Origin of the sequence: Streptomyces sp. SM18, from assembly GCF_002910775.2 — a bacterium.
In the GTDB taxonomy this organism is placed as follows: Bacteria; Actinomycetota; Actinomycetes; order Streptomycetales; family Streptomycetaceae; genus Streptomyces; species Streptomyces halstedii.
Genome location: NZ_CP029342.1, coordinates 4,063,744 through 4,083,665, shown reverse-complemented (window position 1 = coordinate 4,083,665; position 19,922 = coordinate 4,063,744). Strand labels below are relative to the sequence as shown.

At 71.0% G+C, this 19,922-nt stretch carries 23 protein-coding genes; 16 read left to right on the top strand and 7 right to left on the bottom strand.

Annotated elements, in window-relative coordinates; all coding sequences use genetic code 11:
- Positions 1-60: 60 nt before the first annotated feature.
- Both B9S64_RS18495 and cdgB read right to left on the bottom strand, forming a co-directional pair.
- A complete protein-coding gene (locus B9S64_RS18495) occupies positions 61-1,026 on the bottom strand; it encodes a carbohydrate-binding protein (RefSeq protein WP_103492013.1) in 966 nt (321 codons plus the stop codon).
- 132 nt (positions 1,027-1,158) lie between these two features.
- Entirely contained in the window at positions 1,159-2,835 is a 1,677-nt protein-coding gene (cdgB, locus tag B9S64_RS18490) for a diguanylate cyclase CdgB (RefSeq protein WP_103492012.1), read from the bottom strand.
- Between the two features lie 425 nt (positions 2,836-3,260).
- Here cdgB and B9S64_RS18485 point away from each other — a divergent pair, with 425 nt between their 5' ends.
- The gene (locus B9S64_RS18485; protein WP_103492011.1) at positions 3,261-3,767 is read left to right on the top strand and encodes a flavin reductase family protein; all 507 of its coding nucleotides are present in this window, start codon (positions 3,261-3,263) and stop codon (positions 3,765-3,767) included.
- An 87-nt stretch (positions 3,768-3,854) separates the two neighbouring features.
- Here the strand turns inward: B9S64_RS18485 and arfB are convergent, their stop codons facing one another.
- The gene (gene arfB / locus B9S64_RS18480) at positions 3,855-4,289 is read right to left on the bottom strand and encodes an alternative ribosome rescue aminoacyl-tRNA hydrolase ArfB (RefSeq protein WP_028439484.1); all 435 of its coding nucleotides are present in this window, start codon (positions 4,287-4,289) and stop codon (positions 3,855-3,857) included.
- 171 nt (positions 4,290-4,460) lie between these two features.
- On the opposite strand from arfB, the gene B9S64_RS18475 reads away from it, so the two are divergent.
- A complete protein-coding gene (locus tag B9S64_RS18475) occupies positions 4,461-5,036 on the top strand; it encodes a TerD family protein (protein ID WP_028439485.1) in 576 nt (191 codons plus the stop codon).
- Positions 5,037-5,377: 341 nt separating this feature from the next.
- On the top strand, positions 5,378-5,875 hold the full coding sequence (locus tag B9S64_RS18470) for a hypothetical protein (RefSeq protein WP_028439486.1): 498 nt from the start codon (positions 5,378-5,380) through the stop codon (positions 5,873-5,875).
- A gap of 118 nt (positions 5,876-5,993) precedes the next feature.
- Here B9S64_RS18470 and B9S64_RS18465 read toward each other — a convergent pair whose 3' ends face one another.
- Positions 5,994-6,701: a pentapeptide repeat-containing protein gene (locus B9S64_RS18465; RefSeq protein ID WP_103492022.1), complete on the bottom strand. Its 708-nt coding sequence runs from the start codon at positions 6,699-6,701 to the stop codon at positions 5,994-5,996.
- A 153-nt stretch (positions 6,702-6,854) separates the two neighbouring features.
- On the opposite strand from B9S64_RS18465, the gene B9S64_RS18460 reads away from it, so the two are divergent.
- On the top strand, positions 6,855-8,057 hold the full coding sequence (locus B9S64_RS18460; protein ID WP_103492010.1) for an NAD(P)-binding protein: 1,203 nt from the start codon (positions 6,855-6,857) through the stop codon (positions 8,055-8,057).
- Between the two features lie 42 nt (positions 8,058-8,099).
- Here the strand turns inward: B9S64_RS18460 and B9S64_RS18455 are convergent, their stop codons facing one another.
- Both B9S64_RS18455 and B9S64_RS18450 read right to left on the bottom strand, forming a co-directional pair.
- On the bottom strand, positions 8,100-8,576 hold the full coding sequence (locus B9S64_RS18455; protein ID WP_103492009.1) for a GNAT family N-acetyltransferase: 477 nt from the start codon (positions 8,574-8,576) through the stop codon (positions 8,100-8,102).
- Positions 8,577-8,667: 91 nt separating this feature from the next.
- On the bottom strand, positions 8,668-9,576 hold the full coding sequence (locus B9S64_RS18450; protein WP_103492008.1) for an aminoglycoside phosphotransferase family protein: 909 nt from the start codon (positions 9,574-9,576) through the stop codon (positions 8,668-8,670).
- Between the two features lie 301 nt (positions 9,577-9,877).
- Here B9S64_RS18450 and mgtE point away from each other — a divergent pair, with 301 nt between their 5' ends.
- From mgtE to B9S64_RS18390, 12 genes are all read left to right on the top strand, one after another.
- The gene (mgtE, locus tag B9S64_RS18445) at positions 9,878-11,245 is read left to right on the top strand and encodes a magnesium transporter (protein ID WP_103492007.1); all 1,368 of its coding nucleotides are present in this window, start codon (positions 9,878-9,880) and stop codon (positions 11,243-11,245) included.
- A gap of 233 nt (positions 11,246-11,478) precedes the next feature.
- On the top strand, positions 11,479-11,811 hold the full coding sequence (gvpO, locus tag B9S64_RS18440) for a gas vesicle protein GvpO (RefSeq protein WP_103492021.1): 333 nt from the start codon (positions 11,479-11,481) through the stop codon (positions 11,809-11,811).
- A gap of 28 nt (positions 11,812-11,839) precedes the next feature.
- Entirely contained in the window at positions 11,840-12,328 is a 489-nt protein-coding gene (gene gvpJ / locus B9S64_RS18435) for a gas vesicle protein GvpJ (protein WP_103492006.1), read from the top strand.
- A gap of 3 nt (positions 12,329-12,331) precedes the next feature.
- Complete coding sequence (locus B9S64_RS18430; protein ID WP_103492005.1) at positions 12,332-13,114, top strand: GvpL/GvpF family gas vesicle protein; 783 nt, start codon at positions 12,332-12,334, stop codon at positions 13,112-13,114.
- Between the two features lies 1 nt (position 13,115).
- Positions 13,116-13,451, top strand: a complete 336-nt coding sequence (locus tag B9S64_RS18425; protein WP_103492020.1) for a gas vesicle protein GvpG — start codon at positions 13,116-13,118, stop codon at positions 13,449-13,451.
- Positions 13,435-13,980, top strand: a complete 546-nt coding sequence (locus B9S64_RS18420; protein ID WP_103492004.1) for a hypothetical protein — start codon at positions 13,435-13,437, stop codon at positions 13,978-13,980. The genes B9S64_RS18425 and B9S64_RS18420 overlap by 17 nt, the downstream gene beginning before the upstream one ends.
- Positions 13,981-13,985: 5 nt before the next feature.
- A complete protein-coding gene (locus tag B9S64_RS18415) occupies positions 13,986-14,936 on the top strand; it encodes an SRPBCC family protein (RefSeq protein WP_103492003.1) in 951 nt (316 codons plus the stop codon).
- A 12-nt stretch (positions 14,937-14,948) separates the two neighbouring features.
- Complete coding sequence (locus B9S64_RS18410) at positions 14,949-15,320, top strand: gas vesicle protein (RefSeq protein WP_093531710.1); 372 nt, start codon at positions 14,949-14,951, stop codon at positions 15,318-15,320.
- Positions 15,317-16,231, top strand: coding sequence for a GvpL/GvpF family gas vesicle protein (locus B9S64_RS18405; RefSeq protein WP_181012338.1), 915 nt, complete (start codon positions 15,317-15,319; stop codon positions 16,229-16,231). Before B9S64_RS18410 ends, B9S64_RS18405 begins: the two co-directional genes overlap by 4 nt.
- On the top strand, positions 16,218-16,457 hold the full coding sequence (locus tag B9S64_RS18400; protein ID WP_164347779.1) for a gas vesicle protein: 240 nt from the start codon (positions 16,218-16,220) through the stop codon (positions 16,455-16,457). Before B9S64_RS18405 ends, B9S64_RS18400 begins: the two co-directional genes overlap by 14 nt.
- 41 nt (positions 16,458-16,498) lie before the next feature.
- Complete coding sequence (locus tag B9S64_RS18395) at positions 16,499-16,780, top strand: gas vesicle protein K (RefSeq protein WP_103492002.1); 282 nt, start codon at positions 16,499-16,501, stop codon at positions 16,778-16,780.
- 593 nt (positions 16,781-17,373) lie between these two features.
- Complete coding sequence (locus tag B9S64_RS18390) at positions 17,374-18,150, top strand: NUDIX domain-containing protein (RefSeq protein ID WP_103492017.1); 777 nt, start codon at positions 17,374-17,376, stop codon at positions 18,148-18,150.
- On the opposite strand, the gene B9S64_RS18385 is transcribed toward B9S64_RS18390, so the two are convergent.
- Positions 18,134-19,264, bottom strand: coding sequence for a helix-turn-helix transcriptional regulator (locus B9S64_RS18385; protein WP_103492001.1), 1,131 nt, complete (start codon positions 19,262-19,264; stop codon positions 18,134-18,136). The genes B9S64_RS18390 and B9S64_RS18385 overlap by 17 nt on opposite strands.
- Between the last annotated feature and the right edge of the window lie 658 nt (positions 19,265-19,922).

Sequence of the window (19,922 nt, the reverse complement as noted above, 5' to 3'; positions counted from 1 at the left end):
CCGGCGGTCCGGGGAGGTGTTCCGCGGGTGTGTTCCGCGTGCTTCCCCGGGACGAACGGGCTACTTGGTGTGGCCCGACTTCAGCTCCAGCTGGTCGAGGTTGGCGTCGCACGAGTCGCCCTCACGGCACGACAGCATCAGCGTGTTGGAGCCCTTCTTCAGCTGCACCCACGCGTACGTGTTGGTCCAGCCCTTCTCCAGGTCACCCTCCGCGGCCTGCGCGTAGTTCTTCATGTTGATGGAGCGGGGGTCCTCGTCGTTGACCGTCAGGGACGTCTTGGCGTCCTTGCCGGGCACTCCGTAGGTCACGTAGAGGGTGTACGGCCCGTCCTCCGGCACGTCCACCGTCCAGGTCGCCGACCGGCCCACCTCGTTGAGGCTGATGTACTGGCCGTTCGCGCCCTTGGCGCCCTTGACCGAGCTGTCCAGGGCCGCCGTACCGCCGAGCGTCAGCGTCGCCGCGTCCTGCTTGGGCAGCTCGACCGGCTCCGGGTCGTCCTCCTCGGCCGACTTCGTCGGCTCCGGGGACTCCTCGGCCTCACCGGCGGGGCCCGCCGACGAACCGGCCTCCTGCTTCTTCTTGTCGGAGTCGTCGTCCGTCATCAGCGCGGCGCCGATACCGATGAGCACCACCGCGACCACGGCGACCGCGATGATCAGCAGCACCTTCGTGTTGGGGCCGCCACGCCCGGGACCGCCGCCCCGGCCGCCGCCGTGCGGAGCGGTCGGCGCACCGCCCGGGTAGGTCTCCGGGGCCGCGTACTGCGGGTTCGGCCCGCCGTACTGCGGCGGGGGCTGCTGGCCGTAGGCCTGCTGCGGAGGGACCTGCCCGTACTGGCGCTCGCCGACGGTCCGCACCTGGTTGTACGAGGTTCTGGGCACGCCGGGCTGCTGCGCGGCCGGGCCGGGGTAGCCGTAGCCGCCCTGTCCCGGCGGCTGGGCACCCGCCGCCTGCCCGTCCGCGTACAGATAGCCGAACGGATCGTCGTCCTCGGGTTTGCTCGCGCCGTTGTTCCCGGCCGTCATCCCTGGGTCACTCCTCACCATGTCGCCAGCCGTCGCCGACCGGCCGAGCCTACCCCGAACGGAGCAGACCTCGAATTGCCCTCGGCCGCCCCGGAAACCGGGCGTGGTACGGGAAGGACAGGGGCGTGAACGTCAGCCGGCTCTGCGGTGAACCTTCGACCGGGACCGCTTCTCCACGTACATCCGCTGGTCGGCGGAGCTCAGGACCTCTTCCACCGTCATGCCGCACTCGGCCCAGCCGATGCCGAAACTCGCGCCGACCCTGACGGCCCGGCCGTCCACCCTGATGGGCGGAATGATGGCGTTACGCAAGCGTACGGCCAGATCTGCGGCATCCGCCGCCGCGAGCCCGTCCGCGAGGACGACGAATTCGTCACCCCCGAGCCGGGCGACGGTGTCCCCGTCCCGTACGCAGGTGGTCAGCCGCCTGGCGACCTCGATGAGAACCGCGTCACCCGTGTGATGTCCGAAACGGTCGTTGATGGACTTGAAGCCGTCGAGGTCGCAGAAGAGGACCGCCAGGCCCTTCGAGCCGTCGTCGCGTTCCTCGTGCGGGGCGACGGTGTGCACATGGTGGTCGTACGGCCCGCCGTCGGGGGCCGCGTCCCCCTCGAGGCCGTCCGCGCGGTAGCCGTGCGCGGGCGAGGGGCCCGTGTCCCCGTACGCGGCGTCCAGCGCCTCGATCGCCGTGGAGGCGGAGGAAGCGGCGGAGGCGGCCACCGAGTGAGGCCTCTCACACAGCCGGGCGCTGAGCCGGGAGCGCAGCTCGGCGCTGTTGGGCAGGCCGGTGAGCGCGTCGTGGGAGGCCCGGTGGGCGAGGTTCAGCTCGTTGCGCTTGCGCTCCTCGATGTCCTCGACGTGGGTGAGCAGGAAGCGCGGGCCGTCGGCGGTGTCCGCGACCACGGAGTTGCGCAGCGAGACCCAGAGGTAGGTGCCGTCCCGGCGGCCGAGCCGCAGCTCCGCCCGGCCTCCCTCGGCGGACGTCCGCAGCAGGGTGCCGATGTCCTCGGGGTGGACGAGGTCCGCGAAGGAGTACCGCCGCAGCACGGAGGCGGGGCGGCCCATCAGACGGCAGAGCGCGTCGTTGGTCCGCAGCAGCCTGCCGTGCTGGTCGCCGCCCATCTCGGCGATGGCCATCCCGCTGGGGGCGTACTCGAAGGCCTGGCGGAAGGATTCCTCGCTGGCCCGCAGCGCCTGCTGCTCGCGCTCCAGACGGACCAGGGCGCGCTGCATGTTTGCTCGCAGGCGAGCGTTACTGATCGCAATCGCCGCCTGGGAGGCGTACATCTGGAGGGCCTCCCGGCCCCAGGCACCGGGCCGGCGGCCGTTACGCGGCCGGTCGACGGAGAGGACGCCCAAGAGGTCCATACCTCCGCCGGAGGCGTACATGGGGGCGTACAGCCGGTCCAGGGGGTGCCACTCGTCCTCGAAGCGGGGCTCGGGTCCGTCGGTGTGCCACTGGGGCACGTCGTCGTCGAGGAGGACCCAGCCGTCGGTGTGCGGGATGAACCGGAGCTCGTCCCAGGGTTCGCCCATGGACAGCCGGCGCTCCCAGGACTCGCGGGAGCCCACACGGCCGGTGATCAGCGCCTCCGCGGCGGAGTTCCCGGCGAAGGCGGCGACGACGAGATCGCCGTCGGGGCGTACCAGGTTGACGCAGCCCAGTTCGTAGCCGAGCCCGGTGACGATGCCGTCGGCCACGGCCTGCAAGGTGTCGGCCAGACTCCGCGCCCTGTTGAGATCAGCGACGGCCTGGTGCAGCTGCCGCATGGTCGCAAGGCGGACATACGGCTCCGACTCGGCCTCCATCGCTCGCACTCCCCGAGACCTCGACAGCAACTCCAGATTTCATATCGACGTACTTGTCGCAGTGTCACGGTCACTGAATCACAGTGCGCTGCGCACCCGGTACACAGGGTCAACAAATAGTGGCCTCTGTGTCCCAAGTCACAACAAGCGTCGCAGGAGTGACGGCTACCCGACAAGCCGCCTTCTGCCCCGTTCCGTTGTTTCCCGAACGCAAAGTCCGGGTGGGCGTGCGCGGCGGTGGGGTGGGTGCGGTGCGTGGGGCGCGTGCCGGGTGCGGTCGCGGCGCGTCGTTCCGGCCGGAGTCCTAGGACCCGGCTGGTCCCCTGGCCCGATGCGGCGGCACATCCGGGGCCACTAGCGTGCCTGATGTGCCGCAGACGACTTCCTCCACCCCGCCCCCCGCGCCCATACCGCATGCTGAAGGGGTGAGCAACGACGCATTCCGTGCCGCCCTGGCCCGCCTGGCCGCGGGGGTGGTGCTGATCACGGCCGAGGAACCACCCCTCGACGCCCACGGCCGGGGCGAGGACGTCGGGATGACGGCGACCGCCTTCGTCTCGGTGTCCCTCGACCCCCCGCTGGTCATGGTCAGCCTACGCAACGACTCACGGATGGACGACCTGCTGGCGGAGCAGCCGCTGTGGGCGGTCTCGGTGCTCGCGGAGGACCAGCGGAAGATCGCGGCGATGTTCGCCATGAAGGGCCGGATCAGCGACCGCCTGCTCTTCGAGGGTGTCCCCTACCTCCGGGGCGAGATGACGGGCGCACCGCTGGTCGGCGGCGCCTTGGCGACGCTGGAGTGCCGTACGGAGCAGCGGGTGCGGGCGGGCGACCACACCCTGGTGATCGGACGGGTGCTGACCGCCGAACTGCCGAGCGCCGAAGGTGAACCCCTGACGTACTTCAAGGGGCGCTACCGCCGGCTGGACTGAGGCCCACGGCCCGTACCTCCCGGCCGTAGAGCCCTCCGGGCCGCAGAGCCCTCCCGGCCTTACGGGGAGCATGTGCCGGCGCCGGTGTCACCAATCGCGGCCGGAGCGGCCGCGCTTGGTCTCGCCGCGCTGCTTCTTCTCGCGCAGGCGGCGCTCGTTGATCCCACGCGGGACGCGCTTCTTGCGGCGCGGTTTCGGCGGCGGGGCCGTGGCCTCGGCGAGCAGCGCCGCGAGTCGCACGGCGGCCGTCTCGCGGTTACGCCACTGCGAACGGTGGTCCGAGGCGCGTACGGAGACCACGCCGCCCACCAGCCGGCCCGCCAGACGTTCGAGCGCACGGGCCTTCCACACCTCGGGCAGCGCCTCGGTCGCCGCCAGGTCGAACCGGAGTTCCACCTGGGAGTCGCTGGTGTTGACGTGCTGCCCGCCGGGTCCCGACGAGCGGGAGAAACGCCACATGAGCTCGGCCTCCGGCAGGGAGACCGAACCGCGGATGACATAGGGCCCGGACATGACACCCATGGTCCCCGCCCCGGCACCTGTTCGTCACCTTCTTTTGCCCGCGTTCGACAAGAAGTTCGGCAAAGAAAGTAAAGGGAGCAGGAACCTCATGGTCCACTGCCTGCGTTAGGACCAGTGACGGTAGCTTCGTGATGGCACGAAGCCCGCACACGACGAGGAAAGGGACTTCCCATGGCAGTAAGCCTGTCCAAGGGCGGCAACGTCTCGCTCACCAAGGAGGCACCGGGCCTGACCGCCGTCACGGTCGGCCTCGGCTGGGACGTCCGCACCACCACCGGCACCGACTTCGACCTCGACGCCTCGGCGATCGCGGTCAACACGGCCGGCAAGGTCTACTCCGACGGCCACTTCGTCTTCTTCAACAACAAGGCGACGGCGGACCAGACCATCGTCCACACCGGTGACAACGTCACGGGCGAGGGCGAGGGCGACGACGAGCAGATCAACGTCAACCTGGCGGGCCTCCCGGCGGACATCGACAAGATCGTCTTCCCGGTCTCCATCTACGACGCCGAGGCCCGCAGCCAGAACTTCGGCCAGGTGCGCAACGCCTTCATCCGCATCATCAACCAGGCCGGCGGCACCGAGATCGCCCGCTACGACCTGAGCGAGGACGCCGCCACCGAGACCGCCATGGTCTTCGGCGAGCTCTACCGCAACGGCGCCGAGTGGAAGTTCCGCGCGGTGGGCCAGGGTTACGCCTCGGGCCTGCGCGGCATCGCCCAGGACTTCGGCGTCAACCTCTGACGTAACGTCACCGAGAGCCCCCGGCCCACCGCTTCGGCGCCCCGGGGGCTCCCGCGCGTCCGGACGGGGACGGGGCGGGGCGGTACGGAGGCGGGACCGCACTCCACGCCTTGCGGCTGGGCCCGGTACGGACGGGGGGACGGACGGGCCAGTACGGGACGGCTCGGCTCGGACCAGCTCGGCTCGGACCGGGCTGGATCGGCTCGGCCCCGGGCTGGCCAGGCTCGGGCCGGTCCGGGCTCGGAGCCGCGCGGGCCCGGCCCCGGTCGAGCCACCCGCGCCGACTGCGGGCCCGCCCCCGGTCGGCGCGGGACACTCGGTGGGCATGACACCATCGGACCGTGCTCGACATCGGCTACTCCCTCTCCCGGCGCTTCCCGGACCCCCCGCAGACCGACTACCGCCGCGCGGACGTCCGTGCCCTACGGCACGACCTGTTCTCCGGCGACGTCTACCTCGCCGACACCAAGGCGGACCGCGAGCTGTCCACAGCCTGGGGATGGGTTCCGGTGCTCGACTTCGCCTGGGCCCTGTGCGACATCGTCGAGCAGATCGACCAGGACCCGCGCGGCAACCGCTCCCACCGCCGGCAGTTCGCCGAGCTGGACTTCACCGAGTCCTCCGACCGCATGCTCTTCGAGCGCCGCTTCGGCTGGGTGGACGTCGAGGCGGACTGGATGCCCGGCGAGGAACCGCCGCTCACCTTCAGCCACTCCCTGCTGCGCCGCGAAGCCCGCGACTTCCTGCACGACCTGATCGCCGACCTGGCCGACCTCCACGAGGGCCTCGCCGACAACCCGGCCGTCTGGGACCTCCAGGCCCGCTTCCCCCGCGTCTGAACCCGCCGCCCCGCCCGCCTCGGACGCGCGCGACCCGGATCCGCGCGACCCCAAACGCGCGCGACAGCCGCACGCGCCCCGCCCCCGACGGCCGCACCCCGAACGAGCCCCCTCCCTCCTACGCCTCCACCCGCACCCCGATCTGGGCCGCGAACGCCGGTGCCAGCTCCATCAGCTGAGCCGGGCTGATCACCGCTCCCGCCAGTCGGTCCACACCGCGCGCGATGTCGAGCTCCGCCACCGTCCGCAGATCGACCGACTCCATCCGTACGGCGTGGAAGTCGGCCCGCCGCACCACGCAGTCCCGGAACTCCACCCGGGTCAGCTGGGCCTCCCCGAAGTCCGGTTCCGAGAGCACGCAGCCCTCGAACACGACGTCCTTCAGCTTCGCCGTACGCAGATTCAGGTAGTCGATCTTCCCGCCCCGCACCACGACCCGTTCGAGCACCGCACCGTGCAACTGCGTCCCGCCGAGCCGCGCGTCCACGATCTCCACATCACGCAGTGACGCCCCCGCGAGGTTCGTGCCCACGCCCCGCACGTCCGTCAGGACCGAGTCCAGGAACCTCGCCCGGGGCAGCTCCGTGCGGTCCAGGGCGCAGCCGCGCAGCTCGCAGTCCATGAAACGGGACCCGGGGCCCGCCTCGTCCGCCAGGTCCACCTCCTCGAACCGCACACCGTCGTAGTCCCCGTCCGGCTCCAGCCCCTCCCCCTCGTACGCCACGAGCGGCGGCAACCGGATCTCCGGCCGCCGCGCCGCGGCCACCGCGCCCTTCGCGCCCGCACGCCCACCGCGTCCACCGCTCCTGCTGCCTCGCTCTGCCATGCCCCCCATCGTGACGTACACCACTGACAGTCCCCCCGCCCGTCCCGAGTCCCGGGCCGAGCCGGGCCGTGCCAGACCGTGTCACAGACCGCCCCCACCGATCCGTCTCCTTACCGAAGTGCCCACCGTCCGACCCCACGAGGAGACCCGGTCATGCAGCGCATCCATGTCGTCGGCGGCGGCCTCGCCGGACTCGCCGCGGCCCTCACCGCCGCCGAATCCGAGGCCCCCGTCACCCTGTACGAGGCCCACCACACCCTCGGCGGACGGGCCAGGACCGCGAACGGCCCCTACCTGACCAACGAGGGCCCCCACGCCCTGTACCACCGGGGACCCCACTGGGCGTGGCTCCGGCAGCGCGGGCTTCTCGGTCCGATGGCCTCCGTACCGCTCCTCGAAGGCGCGCGCTTCCGGTTCCACCGCGGCGGCGTCCTGCGCCGGACCCCGCCCCTCTCGCTGTTCCGGCTCGCCCGCCGCCCGGCCCGTACCGCCCCCGTGGACCACGACTTCCTCAGCTGGGCGACCCGGCAGGTGGGCGAGGAAGGCGCCCGCGAGGCCGCCCACTACTCAGGGGTGGCCCTCTTCCACCACGACCCCGGCTCCCTCTCCGCCGCCTTCGTCCAGGAACGGCTCCGCCGCGCCACCGCCCTGCCGCCCGAGGCGCACTTCCCGGTCGGGGGCTGGGCCGGGATCGTCGGCCGGATGGCCGACCGGGCGCACGCCCTCGGCGTACGGACCGAGACGTCCGCACGCGTCGACTCCGCCGCCCTGCGCGACCTCGCCCGCACCGGCCCGGTCGTGGTCGCCACCCATCTCGCCGCCGCCCGCACCCTCCTCGACGACCCCACCCTGGTCTGGGACAGCGGCCGGACCGCCCTGATCGACCTGGCCGTACGGAGCCGGCGCGGCGACCCGTACATCATCTCCGACCTGGACGCCCCCGGCTGGATCGAGCGCTTCACCGCGCAGGACCCCACCCTTGCCCCCGCCGGGGAGCAGCTCGTCCAGGGGCAGATCCCACTGGCCCCCGACGCCCCGCGCGCCGACGCCACCCGGCGCGCCGAGGAGCTCCTCGACCTCGGCTTCCCCGGCTGGCGCGACCGCACCACCTGGCGGCGCGACGCCCTCGCCGCAGGCCGTACGGGGGCCGTCGACCGGCCCGGTACCACCTGGCGCGACCGGCCCGCGATCGACCGGGGCGACGGCATCCTGCTGGCGGGCGACCAGGTCGCCGCCCCCGGGCTCCTCTGCGAGGTCGCCTTCAACAGCGGCATCGAGGCGGCACTGCTGGCCCTGGCCCAGCTCTCCGGGCCCGGCCGGCGCCCGGCCACCGGGCTCGGCCACAAGCGGACATGAGCCCGACCTCAGCCCTGACGCCCGCGCACCGCCCCGGAACCCTCAGGCCCCGCCCAGCTCCGCCAGCGCCCCGTCCGTCAGCCGGTACACCGTCCACTCGTCCTGCGGACGCGCGCCCAGCGACTCGTAGAACGCGATGGACGGGGCGTTCCAGTTCAGCACCGACCACTCCAGGCGCCCGTACCCACGCTCCACACAGATCCGCGCCAACCGGGCGAGCAGCGCCTTCCCGTGCCCGCCGCCGCGCCGCTCCGGGCGCACGTACAGATCCTCCAGATACACGCCGTGCACCCCGCGCCACGTCGAGAAGTTGAGGAACCACAGCGCGAACCCGACCACCTCGCCGTCCTCGTCCGAGACCGCGAGGTGCGCGTACGCCGCCGGACGCTCCCCGAACAGCGCCTCCCGCAGTTGCTCCTCGGTGGCCTTCGCCTCGTGGAGCGCCTTCTCGTACTCGGCGAGTTCACGGATCATGGAGTGGATCGCGGGGACGTCTTCGACAGTGGCGGCACGAATCATGGCGGCAGCCTAAGGGCTGCCCCGTCATCCCCGGCGGGCGCACGGCGGATCGCGGAACAGCCCGTGCACACGCGGGCCGTACGGCCACCCCTCAACGCCGCCGCAGCAACCGCCGGGCGATCTCCAGGTGACCGGGCGGCAGCCGCCGCGCCCCGTCGCCCGTCGACCAGACCGCGTTCTGGAGCACCCGGGCGAGCGTCCACGCACGCGCCCGCTCCCGGTCGAGCCCCAGCACCTCGGTCAGCAGATCGAACCGCCACATCACCTCGTCGCCCTCGAACCGGTTGTCCAGCGCGGGAAGCAGTTCGAACCCCGGGTCCCCCGCGAGCGGCTTCGGGTCCAGCGCCACCCACCGGTCCGCCCGCCCCTCCTCGGCGCGCCCCGCCAGGACGTTGCCGTAGTGCAGGTCCCAGTGCAGCAGCCGGTCCCCCGGCTCCCCCGCCACCTCCCGTACGGCCGCGGCGCAGTCCCCCAGCAACCGCCGCTCCTCCTCGTCCACCAGCGCCGCGGCCGCCCCCGCCGCCGCCCCGATCACGCGTACCGCGACGTCGGCCAGCCGCCGTATCCCCTCGGGCGCCGGTACGGACACCAGCCGGGCCAGCGACCGCGCCAGCACCTCCGTCGCCGCCCGCCCGTCCGCCATCCCGGCCAGCGGACGGCGTTCGTCCAGCCGCTCCAGCAGCATCGCCCCGGTCCCCGCGTCGTGCTCCAGCAGACCGACCGCCCCCGCGCCCGCCGCACCCCACGCCCGCAGCGCGACCGGCTCCCCCACCGTCTCGTCGTCCACCAGCTGCAACTTCAGCGCCGCCGGCCGGCCGTCCTCCCGCACCACCGGCAGCACCAGCGCGCACATCCCGTACATCACCGCGCCGTCCCGCCGCAGCCCCCACTCCGCCAGGAACCGCGCGGCCAGCCCCGGCAGCGCCGCGGTGAACGCCCGGCCCGCCGCCCCGTTGAACCGCGCCTGCCCGGACACGAACTCCTCAGGAACCTCGATCACGCCCCGAGCCTACGAGTCCGCGGCGGCCGTCGGAACACGCGCGGAGCCCCGACGCGGAGGGGGTCCGCCGCCTCCACCGGAGCGCGCACGTATCCTGCAAGCACGCCTGAAGACGTGCGGCGCGATGGACCGGCAGTCGATGTGAGAGCGGGGGTGGTCCTGCGATGCGCAGTGAGCCTCGTAGTCCGTACACCGCGTAGCACCCGCCTTTCCGCTCCTGCGGGAGCAGGACATGGAACGGTGCCCGCGGTGGCCTCCGGACGCCCGATCTCCGATCTCACCGTTGTGCTGAGGACCTTCCATGTCGCACTCCCGCCTGCCCCACGAGCCGGACCCCGAGCCCACCGAGTCGCTCGAGGACCTCGTCAAGGACCACCGGCTGCTCGCCGCCCAGCAGTGGCTGGGCACCCATCAGCCCCATGTGATCGCCGACGCGCTGGCCCGGATGAACGCGGTCGACGCCGGAGTGGCCTTCCGTCTGCTGGACAAGGACCGGGCCCTGGCGGCCTTCGAGGAACTGGAGCCGGTCAACCAGCAGCAGATCCTCGAAGGACTGCGCGACCGCGCGTTCCTGGACCTGGTCGAGAACATGGAGCCCGACGACCGCGTCCGGATGCTGAACGAGGCTCCGGCCAAGGTCGCCAAACGGGTCCTGGCCGGGCTGAGCCCGAACGAACGCCGGATGACCTCCGCCCTGCTCGGCTACCCGGAGGGCTCGGTCGGGCGCTACATGACCCCCGAAGTGGTGGCGCTCCCGCAGGACCTGACGGTGGAACAGGCGCTGCGGACCGTGCGGGCCAAGGGGGCCGACGCGGAGACGGTGTACACGCTGCCCGTGGTGGACTCCGGGCGGCGGCTGACCGGAATCGTGGAACTACGCGAACTGGTGCTCAACCCGCCGGACATGATGATGTCGGAGCTGGTGGTCACCGAGCCGACCTCCGCGTACGCCACCGCCTCCGCCGAGCGGGCCGCCCGACTGATGCGGGAGACCAACGACCTGAACCTGCCCGTCGTCGACAGCGAGGACCGGCTCGTCGGACTGTTCACGATCGACGACGCGGTGGAGGTCATCGAGGCCGCCGACTCCGAGGACGTGGCCCGGCAGGCCGGCGCCGCCCCCTGGGCCGGCCACTACATGGCCGCCTCGGTATGGCAGTTGGCCCGGTACCGCGCCCTGTGGCTGATGCTGCTGCTGGTCGCCGCGACCCTGACGATCGGCGTGACCCAGGCGTTCGAGGCCACGCTGGAGCAGGTCGCCCAGCTCGCCCTGTTCATCCCCATGCTGATCGGCGCGGGCGGCAACGCCGGCGCCCAGGCCGCCACCGCGTGCGTGCGCGCGCTCGCGGTCGGCGAGGTACGCGGCTCGGACCTGCTGAAGGTCATCTGGCGGGAGTGCCGGGTCGGCCTGGTCCTCGGCTCGCTCCTGGCGGCCCTCGGTCTGCTGGTGGGCTCGCTCTTCGTCAGCCTGAAGATCGCCGTGGTGGTCGGGATCACCCTCGTACTGATCTGCGGCTGGGCCGCGACCATCGGCGGCACGATGCCCCTGCTCGCCAAACGGCTGCGCATCGACCCGGCGGTCGTCTCCGCCCCGATGGTCACCACCCTGGTGGACGCCACCGGTCTGATCATCTACTTCCTGACGGCGAAGGCGGTCCTCGGCGTCTGACCCCGCCCGAGCCGCCTCGCGGACCGTGGACCGACCAGGGCGCGCCGGACTACGTCGAAGCGTCGTACGCCGGACGCGGTGACCTGGGCTGATGCCCGGGGCGACCGGCCACGGGGCGATGCCGTACGCACCACGAACAGCGGCCGGAGGTCCGTCGGCAGGCCATGGGCTCCGTCATCCGCACGGACCAGGTCCGCAGGCGGATTCTGAGTACCGGTACTCAGAATGCAGTCATGACGGAGCAACGCGAACGAGTTACGCGTACCGGAAAGAAGTCCGCCGCTTCCTCGAAGAAATCCACCGCCACCTCCACGATCGGGCCGGAGGTCGCCGCGCGGCACGCCTGCCGCGGTCTCGGCCGCCTGATCGGCCACGACGCGGAGGGGGTGTCGGCCGTACGGCGGGCCGAGCAGGGCTGGCGCGTGCACGTCGATGTGGTGGAAGTGCTCCGCATTCCGGATACGACCAGCCTGCTCGCCACCTACGAGGTCGATCTGGACCCCCACGGCGAGCTGACGCAGTACCGAAGGATCCGGCGTTACCGGCGTGGTGAGAGCGACGACTGAGGCTGCACGCCCGAAAGGAAGAGCCCCCATGACGACCAACGCCACCTACACCGAAGCCGTCGCCTGTGCGCCGCGCACAGGGACCCTCTACGACGTGCTCGAACTGATCCTCGATCGCGGCATGGTCATCGACATCTTCGTCCGCGTGTCCCTCGTCGGCATCGAGATCCTCAAGATAGACGCGCGCATCGTCGTCGCCAGCGTGGACACCTATCTGCGCTTCGCGGAGATCTGCAACCGGCTCGACCTCGCCAACGACCCGAGCTCCAGGACCGTACCGGAGCTCTTCAGCGGTATGGCGGGAGGCGTGGCCAAGAGCGGTGCGAGGAGCACGGCCAAGACCGTGGGCGGCAAGCTCAAGGACGCCGTCGGCCTGGGCGAGGACGAGGACGGCGAGGACGGCGAGCACGAGGAACGGGAACCGGCGCCCGAGCGCGGCGCGTCACGCACCCGTTCCCGCAGCTCGGACAGCGAGAGCTCGCGCGCCGGCCGACGCACCCGGTCCCGGACGGCGTGAGCCATGGAAACCTCCCGTGTCTACGTCTACGGCATCGTCCACGCCGACCGGGCACTGCCCCCGGAACTCACCGGCGTGGGCAGGCCCGCGACGGCGGTCCGCCTGCTGCCCGTGGGCGACCTCGCCGCCGTCGTGAGCGACGTACCGGACGATCTGCGCCCCCGGCGCCGTGACCTGATGGCCCATCAGGATGTGTTGCTGAGAGTCGGATCGGAGACACCCGTGCTGCCGATGCGGTTCGGCATGGTGGCCGACGACGCGGTGACAGTCGCACGGGCGGTCGACAGGGCCGCCGTGGGCCATCACGAGGCGCTCGAACGCATCGGCGGCCGCACCGAGATGAACGTGAAGGCGATGCCGGCCCAGGACCACGTGGAGTCCCTCGTCCGGGGCGACGCGGGCCTGCGACGGCTCCTCGCCGACGTACGGAACAACCCCTCCTACGAGGGCAACGTCCGGCTCGGTGAGGCGGTCGCGGGCGGCCTGGCCCGCCGCGCCACTGCCGCCGTCGAAGAGGTGCTGCCCGAACTCCGGGCCCTGTCCGACGCGTTCGTGCACGGACCCGAGGTGCCCGGGTGCGTGTTCAACGCGTCCTTCCTCGTGCCGGAAGGCCGGAGTGAGCGCTTCCGGGCGGTGGTCGAGCGCTTCACCGCCGCTCGGAGCGACCACGTCGAGCTGCGGCTGACCGGCCCGCTGCCCTGCTACAGCTTCGTCACCCCGGAGCCTCTCCCAGCCGGCCGGACGGGCGACCCCACGAGGGCCGAACGTGCGGCGGTCGCGGGCTGACATGGGACTGTTCAGCGCCGTGCTGCTCCTGCCCCTGGCGCCGCTACGGGGCGTCGAGTGGGTGGCCGGGCGCCTCCTCGACACCGCGGAAGGCGAATTCCGCGACCCCCCGATGCTCCGGGCCCGCCTCGGTGAACTCAACCGGGCCTATGAGGAGGGGGAGATCAGCGAGGAGGAGTTCGAGCGCGAAGAAGAACATCTGCTGGACCTTCTCGAACACCGGACGCCGGCCGTGGTGACGCACACCCCCACCCGCTCCGAACTCCCCGCAGATGAGCCGAGTTCCCCGTCCGAGTCGGACCTATCGCAAGGAACGAGCCATGGAAGACAGTTGTAAGAAGGCCGTTGCCCTCGCTGTCGCGGGCGGCTACGTCCTCGGCCGTACCAAGAAGGCGAAGCTGGCCCTCGCCCTCGGGTCGCTGGTCGCCGGCCGCCGTCTCGGCCTGAATCCGCAGGACCTGCTCACCCAGGGATTCAAGAAGGTCACCGAGCTGCCGCAGTTCCAGGAACTGAGCGTGGAGGTCAAAGGTCAGCTCCTGACGGCGGCCCGCACCGCTGCCACGGCGATGGCGAACCGCCGCATCGAAGGCCTCGTCGACTCTCTGCGCGAGCGTACGGAGGGCCTGCGCGGCCCGGGAGAGGCGAAGGACGAGGACGAGGAAGGCGAAGAGGAGGAGCGCGGACGGGACGAGGAGCCGGAGGACGAGGAGCCGGCACCGTCGCGTAGGAAGTCCGGCGCCGAGACCGACCGATCACGGAAGCCGGCACCGCCGAAGTCGAGGCCCTCCGCCGGCCGGCCGGTCAGGAAGTCGTCCCCCGGCGGTACGAGCAGGAAGCCCGCCACCCACTCCGGGCGCGGGAGGTGACCCCCATGGCTGAGCAGGCGAAAAACGCGGCCTCGGGTGAAGGCCCTTCACCCCTGGACCAGTTGCGCGACCAGGTCCTGGAATACGCGTCCACGCTGGGCAAGCACGCGGTCGGGAAGGTGACCGACAAGCTCAACGGCATGTCGGGCGGCGGCGACATCGCGAGCGCCGCGGCAGCGGTGGGCAAGGGCGAGAACCCGATGAAGGCGATCGCCAAGGACAAGGTGAAGGGCGCCAAGGACAAGGTGGTCGGCTCGGCCAAGGAGGCGGTCGGCATGGGGGACGGTGGCGGCGAGGCGGGGGACATCAAGGCGATCAACATCATCGAGCACGTGGACATCGGCCGCCCGCTGCGGGTGGTCTACAACCACTTCTCGCAGTTCGAGGACTTCGGCACGTTCACCAACGGTGTCAGCAGCGTGTCCAAGGACGACGAGGACGAGACCAAGACCAACTGGAAGGTCAGGGTCTGGCCGTCGAGCCGCAGCTGGGACGCCACCACCCAGGAGATGGTCCCGGACGAGCGGATCGTGTGGACGTCCGAGGGCTCGAAGGGCACCACGCACGGTGCGGTCAGCTTTCACTACCTCGACGAGAGCCTGACCCGCGTCGCGGTGGTCGTGGAGTACTACCCGTCCGGCTTCTTCGAGAAGCTCGGCAACATCTGGCGCGCCCAGGGCAGGCGGCTCCGCCTCGACCTCAAGCACTTCCAGCGCTACGTCACGCTCCAGGCGGAGGAGGTGGAGGGCTGGCGCGGCGAGATCCGCGACGGCGAGGTCGTCCGCAGCCATGAGGAGGTGGTCCAGCAGGAGGAAGAGGAGGAGCAGGAGGACCAGGACGACCAGGCGCCGGACGACGAGGACGAGGAGCCCGAGGACGACGAGGAAGACGAGGACGAAGACGGCGAGGACGACGACGCGTACGAGGAGGACGAGGATGAGGACGACCAGCGGTGAGGAGGGCCGGCCATGACGGAACGGACCATCACCCACGTACCCTCGATGCCCTCCGGTCCCGCCAACCTCGCCGACATCCTCGAACGTGTCCTGGACAAGGGCATCGTGATCGCCGGTGACATCAAGATCGATCTGCTCGACATCGAGTTGCTGACCATCCGTCTCCGGCTGTTCGTCTCGTCCGTCGAGACGGCGAAGAAGGCGGGCATCGACTGGTGGGAGACCGACCCCGCTCTGTCCACCAGGGCACACCGCGCCGCCGTGGACGAGGAGAACACACGGCTGCGGAAACGGATCGCCGAGCTGGAGTCGGGCGAGGACACCGGCCGGGCCGGACGCGAGGACGCGGGCGGGGAGCGTGCGGAGGAGGTGCGGAGCCGATGACGCGACCGCTGCCCGGAGCCGCCGTCACCCCGGGCGGCCTCCCGGCCGCCACCACCGCCACCTACGTCTTCGCCGTCTGCCAGGGCTGCGACCCCGCCGCGCTCACCGGGCTGGCCGGGCAGACGGCGGGAGCCCCCGTACGGCTGCTGCGGTTCGGATCGCTGGAGGCGGTGGTCCAGGACGTGCCCGCGGAGATGTTCGGCGAAGAGGCCCTGCGGGAGCGGCTGGCGAACCGCGCGGAGCTCGAACACTGCGCGCGCGCCCACCACGCGGTGGTCGCGGCGGCGGCCGGCCGCGCGCCGACCCTCCCGCTGCCGCTGGCCACGCTCTACCTGAGCGACGAGCGGGCGAGAGCGGCACTCTGCGAGGACGAGGGCCGCTTCCGTTCGGTCATGGGACGCATCGCCGGGCGGGTCGAGTGGGGCGTCAAGGTCTATGCGGCGCCGGGCCGGCCGGAGCGGCCCGGCCCGAGGGCTACGGCCACGGCCCCGGCCACGGCCCCGACGACGACCACCCTGACCGCGGCCGCGCCACCGGAAACCGCGAGCGCGGCACGTACGACCACCCGCCCCGGACACGCCTACCTCGACCGGGCGCGCGGCGCACGACGCGCGCGCGAAGAGCGGCAGGAAGCCGGGCTCAACGCGGCGGCGTCGGTGGACCGGGCCCTGCGTGACATCGCCGTGGCGGGCCGTCGGCTTCGCTCGCACGACACGGGCGTCACCGGCGCGGGCCGGGTGCAACTGCTGAACGCGGCCTATCTGGTGGACGAAGGCCGGGAGGCGGACCTGACCCGTGCCGTCGAGCAGCTCCGCACGAGCCCCGGGTGCGAACGCGTCGAGCTGGAAGTGACCGGCCCCTGGGTTCCGTACTCGTTCGTGGACGGCGGTGATCTAGATGCCGATCAGTGACCACGTGGGCGAGGTGGTGCCCTGGGAGGGACCCGACAGCGGCGCACCACTGGGGGTACCGCTGGTGGACCTGCTGGACCGGGTACTGGCCACCGGCGTGGTGGTCAGCGGAGACCTGGTGCTGGCGATCGCGGAGGTCCCGCTGGTCCGGCTCTCGCTGCACGCGCTGCTGTCCTCGGTCAACGAACGAGTCGCCGCCCCGTGGGCGGACGGGGGCCCGCTGTGACGCCCGCGCCTACCGAAACGAGCGATCCGGTCCGCGATCCGGTGCGGAAGGGCAACGGCACCCTGAACCTGGACCCGGACCAGGTCGGGCGCGACCTGGTCTCCCTCGTGCTGACGGTCGTCGAGTTGCTGCGGCAGCTGATGGAGCGCCAGGCGCTCCGCCGCTGCGACCAGGGTGACGTCACCGACGACCAGGTGGAACGGATCGGTACGACGCTGATGCTGCTGGACCAGCGCATGGACGAACTGTGCGAGCAGCACGGGCTGACACGGGACGACCTCAACCTCGACCTCGGCCCCCTGGGCACGCTGCTGGAACGCTGAGACGGCCATGCGTCGCCGGCCCCGGGCGGTGCGGCGTCGCCGACGCCCCTGCCATGCGGCCGTCGCGCCCCGAACGTGAGAAACCCCAGGTCACGAACCACGTGACCTGGGGTTTTGCCGAGCCCCCTGTCGGATTCGAACCGACGACCTACGCATTACAAGTTGTCGGATCTTGTTCCATGAACGTCTGGGTCCGTCTGCCATTCCGGCGTTTTCGCAGCTCAACACGCGAGACGGACCGCCTTGGACGCCTGCGGACATGCATGGATCAACCCGCGAATGAGACTGCAACTGAGACTGACCAACCGCTGCCTCACTTCCTCGCCGCCGGATGTTCAGCGCGGAGGTCGCATCCTCGAACTCAGGAAACCCGACCCGTTCGTTGCCAGCGCCCCGTTGACGGTCCCACGGAGATCATCACTGGCCGCAAGATCCCGGAACAACCCTTCGCAAACATGCGCCCTTGGCCCGCCTACGGCCGTCGTCCGAGGTAGGGAATCCCTGGAAGAGAGGTTCGAATGACCGAGTCATACGTTCTGCTCCCCCGATACGCTGGCCAGCACCAGCCGACGAACCGGGAGTGTGTGCCGAGGATGGGACCCAAGACTCAGAGGGTCTACGAGACGATTCGATCCTGGATCGAGTCGGGCCGATTCAGCCCCGGCGACAAGCTGCCGTCCGAGCGGGCGTTGAGTGCTGAGCTGGAGATCGGCCGCACTGCACTGCGTCAGGTGCTCGCGCGCCTTGTGGGGGAGCACTTCATCAAGGCCCATGACCGTAGCTCCTACCGAATTCTCGGTGGCGAGAGCGCCCCGACGCCAGCGGAGGGGGCGCCTTGGAAGATTCACGGCGCCCGCCCTGTCTACGAGAACCGCTGGGTCCATCTGGACCTGGTCGACGTAGAGCCTCCCGGCGTGGACCGCTTCGAGCACCACGTGGTGCGGCTCTTCCCCGTGGCTGTCACCGCTGTGGTCGACGAGCAGGACCGCGTGCTCATGCTGTGGCGGTACCGCTTCGTGCCGCAGCAATGGGGCTGGGAACTCCCCGGAGGGATCCTGGATCCCGGCGAGGACGCAGCGGCTACAGCCGTGCGCGAGACCGAGGAGGAGACGGGCTGGCGTCCCGGCCCCCTTGAGCACGTCGTGAGCTACCAGCCGATGATCGGCATGGTCGACTCGCCGCACGAGATCTTCGTAGCGCGCGGAGCGGAGAAGGTGGGCGAACCCACGGACGCGGAAGAGGCCGGAGAGGTCGCGTGGATCCCCCTTGACGATGTCCCCCGGCTGATGTCCGAGGGCAAGCTGATGGGGTCGGGCACCCTCGTGGCGTTGCTCCACATCCTCGCCGCCCGGACTAGAGGCGACCGGTAAGCATTTCCACGCGACGGCGATACCGCACGGAGCCCGTGCGGTTCGCCAGCAATCTGGCTTGCTGGAGATGCGAGCGCGCCTCTTCCAGCTCCCCCCGGGCCAGATGAGCCTGGGTGAGGTCGCAGTGCAGACCGGAGGTCGCGCGTACGAAGGACGCGTCCGCGCTGGCCAGAGAGGCGTACAACTCTTCCATGGCTGAGGGGTCCCCGAGCTTGGCAAGGACGTTCCCACGCCACCGCGCGAGGTGGCCCGTGTCGAGGAAGATGCTCAGCATGTCGACATCCCGCACTTCCCCATCGTCGGGGAGCAGGGCCGTCGCTCGGTCAAGGGCCGCCCGCGCCTCCGATTCTCTGCCCACCCCAGCCCCTGCGCAGAGTTCGGCCTCGGCAGCGGCGAGCCACGCCCGCAGTCGGAGCGACTGACGCTCGGGTGCGCGCTGAGCGTCCCGCACCAGCTCGATCGCAAGCTGAGGTCGGCCCGCGTCCGCCAGTACATACGCCTGCTCACCCATGGCGTGAGCAAGATAGAGGGGGGACTCGGCATCCTGGGCGGCCTTTTTGGCCAGCTCGTACCTTCGCCATGCTCTGTCCACGGCGCCGGCGTCCAAGGCCTGCCACGCGGCGAGCGTGGACGCTCCCGCAAGCGCGGTCGCGATAGGCCTGCGCATGCCAGGCAGTACGGCGAAGGTGAGCGCCTCTTCCATGGCCTCAAGGTGGCCGTTCATCTGGTCGACCAGGCCGGTCGCGCCCATCTGGCGATCCATGGACCGGAGTAGCTCGGTCTGGGCCAGGAACGACGGGACCATGGACTCACTGAGACTGCCCGCCGCGTCGATCCGGGTCAGCAAGTCCGCGTAGCCATCCGTGTGCAGCTCCAGTGCACTGCCGGTACCCCGCAGCTCGTCGTCAGTGACGCCCAAGAGCGGCCGTAGGAGCGAGGCGTACCGGTCCGACATGACGCGTCGGCCGTTCTCCCACTCCGAGATGTAGGTCTTGAGGCTGGCTGCCGAAGCGATGTCGAGTAGTCGCTGCTCTGCGACCCGCCGCATTTCGTAGACCAATCGGTCCTGGGACCAACCTCGCGCTGCCCTCGCTGCCTTCAATCCCCTAGCCATGCCGCCTCCCCTAAAGCCCCAGGTGAGAGCTGGTTAACACCCCTGAGGTTAACCCCAGTTGGCTACCGAGGCACTCGTCTTTGCGGGTTCTCTAAAGGCACGCACCGACACCAGGTCGACTCCAGGGGTTGCATCTGGTGCGCACCAGATGCCATGCTTCTGGTGCGCACCAAAAAGCCCTCGAAAGGCCAAGTTCGGTGCGTTCACAACTCAACAGCGTGATCCACCGCAGTACGGCGGCCGTGACCGTTCCGGCCGAGGCGAGTGGAGACCAGTCGGCCGAGAAGGGGCCCCCGTCACACCGGGGCCCAACACCCCGGATGGGGGACACGCCACCGACTCGAAAGAACCGCTACGGCACACCTTGAAGCTGCCACCTCAGACGTCCGGGACTTCGGATCTCCCCGGACCGAGCAGCGCCGAGCGAAGACGAGAACCGAGCATCCGCCCATCTCCTGATCTTCAACCGAGGAAGGCCCATGAGTAAGCGAATACGCAGGGCGTCACCCGCGCTGGACCGGCGCGGGTGACAACGCCCTCGGTGTCAGCGGCCAAGCAGCACAGGCCGCACGTTCGACCGTTCACCTGCGGCTATCGCAGGCCGGTTGCCTCCCTCACCCGTCCAGTCCGGTGCCTCGCGCCAGGGCTGTACGGGTGG

Coding starts and splice junctions, on each gene's coding strand:
- B9S64_RS18495 (WP_103492013.1), bottom strand. CDS start 1,026: ATGACGGCCGGGAACAACGGCGCGAGCAAACCCGAGGACGACGATCCG.
- cdgB (WP_103492012.1), bottom strand. CDS start 2,835: ATGGAGGCCGAGTCGGAGCCGTATGTCCGCCTTGCGACCATGCGGCAG.
- arfB (WP_028439484.1), bottom strand. CDS start 4,289: ATGGGTGTCATGTCCGGGCCCTATGTCATCCGCGGTTCGGTCTCCCTG.
- B9S64_RS18475 (WP_028439485.1), top strand. CDS start 4,461: ATGGCAGTAAGCCTGTCCAAGGGCGGCAACGTCTCGCTCACCAAGGAG.
- B9S64_RS18465 (WP_103492022.1), bottom strand. CDS start 6,701: ATGGCAGAGCGAGGCAGCAGGAGCGGTGGACGCGGTGGGCGTGCGGGC.
- B9S64_RS18460 (WP_103492010.1), top strand. CDS start 6,855: ATGCAGCGCATCCATGTCGTCGGCGGCGGCCTCGCCGGACTCGCCGCG.
- B9S64_RS18455 (WP_103492009.1), bottom strand. CDS start 8,576: ATGATTCGTGCCGCCACTGTCGAAGACGTCCCCGCGATCCACTCCATG.
- mgtE (WP_103492007.1), top strand. CDS start 9,878: ATGTCGCACTCCCGCCTGCCCCACGAGCCGGACCCCGAGCCCACCGAG.
- gvpO (WP_103492021.1), top strand. CDS start 11,479: ATGACGGAGCAACGCGAACGAGTTACGCGTACCGGAAAGAAGTCCGCC.
- gvpJ (WP_103492006.1), top strand. CDS start 11,840: ATGACGACCAACGCCACCTACACCGAAGCCGTCGCCTGTGCGCCGCGC.
- B9S64_RS18430 (WP_103492005.1), top strand. CDS start 12,332: ATGGAAACCTCCCGTGTCTACGTCTACGGCATCGTCCACGCCGACCGG.
- B9S64_RS18425 (WP_103492020.1), top strand. CDS start 13,116: ATGGGACTGTTCAGCGCCGTGCTGCTCCTGCCCCTGGCGCCGCTACGG.
- B9S64_RS18420 (WP_103492004.1), top strand. CDS start 13,435: ATGGAAGACAGTTGTAAGAAGGCCGTTGCCCTCGCTGTCGCGGGCGGC.
- B9S64_RS18415 (WP_103492003.1), top strand. CDS start 13,986: ATGGCTGAGCAGGCGAAAAACGCGGCCTCGGGTGAAGGCCCTTCACCC.
- B9S64_RS18410 (WP_093531710.1), top strand. CDS start 14,949: ATGACGGAACGGACCATCACCCACGTACCCTCGATGCCCTCCGGTCCC.
- B9S64_RS18405 (WP_181012338.1), top strand. CDS start 15,317: ATGACGCGACCGCTGCCCGGAGCCGCCGTCACCCCGGGCGGCCTCCCG.
- B9S64_RS18400 (WP_164347779.1), top strand. CDS start 16,218: ATGCCGATCAGTGACCACGTGGGCGAGGTGGTGCCCTGGGAGGGACCC.
- B9S64_RS18390 (WP_103492017.1), top strand. CDS start 17,374: ATGGGACCCAAGACTCAGAGGGTCTACGAGACGATTCGATCCTGGATC.
- B9S64_RS18385 (WP_103492001.1), bottom strand. CDS start 19,264: ATGGCTAGGGGATTGAAGGCAGCGAGGGCAGCGCGAGGTTGGTCCCAG.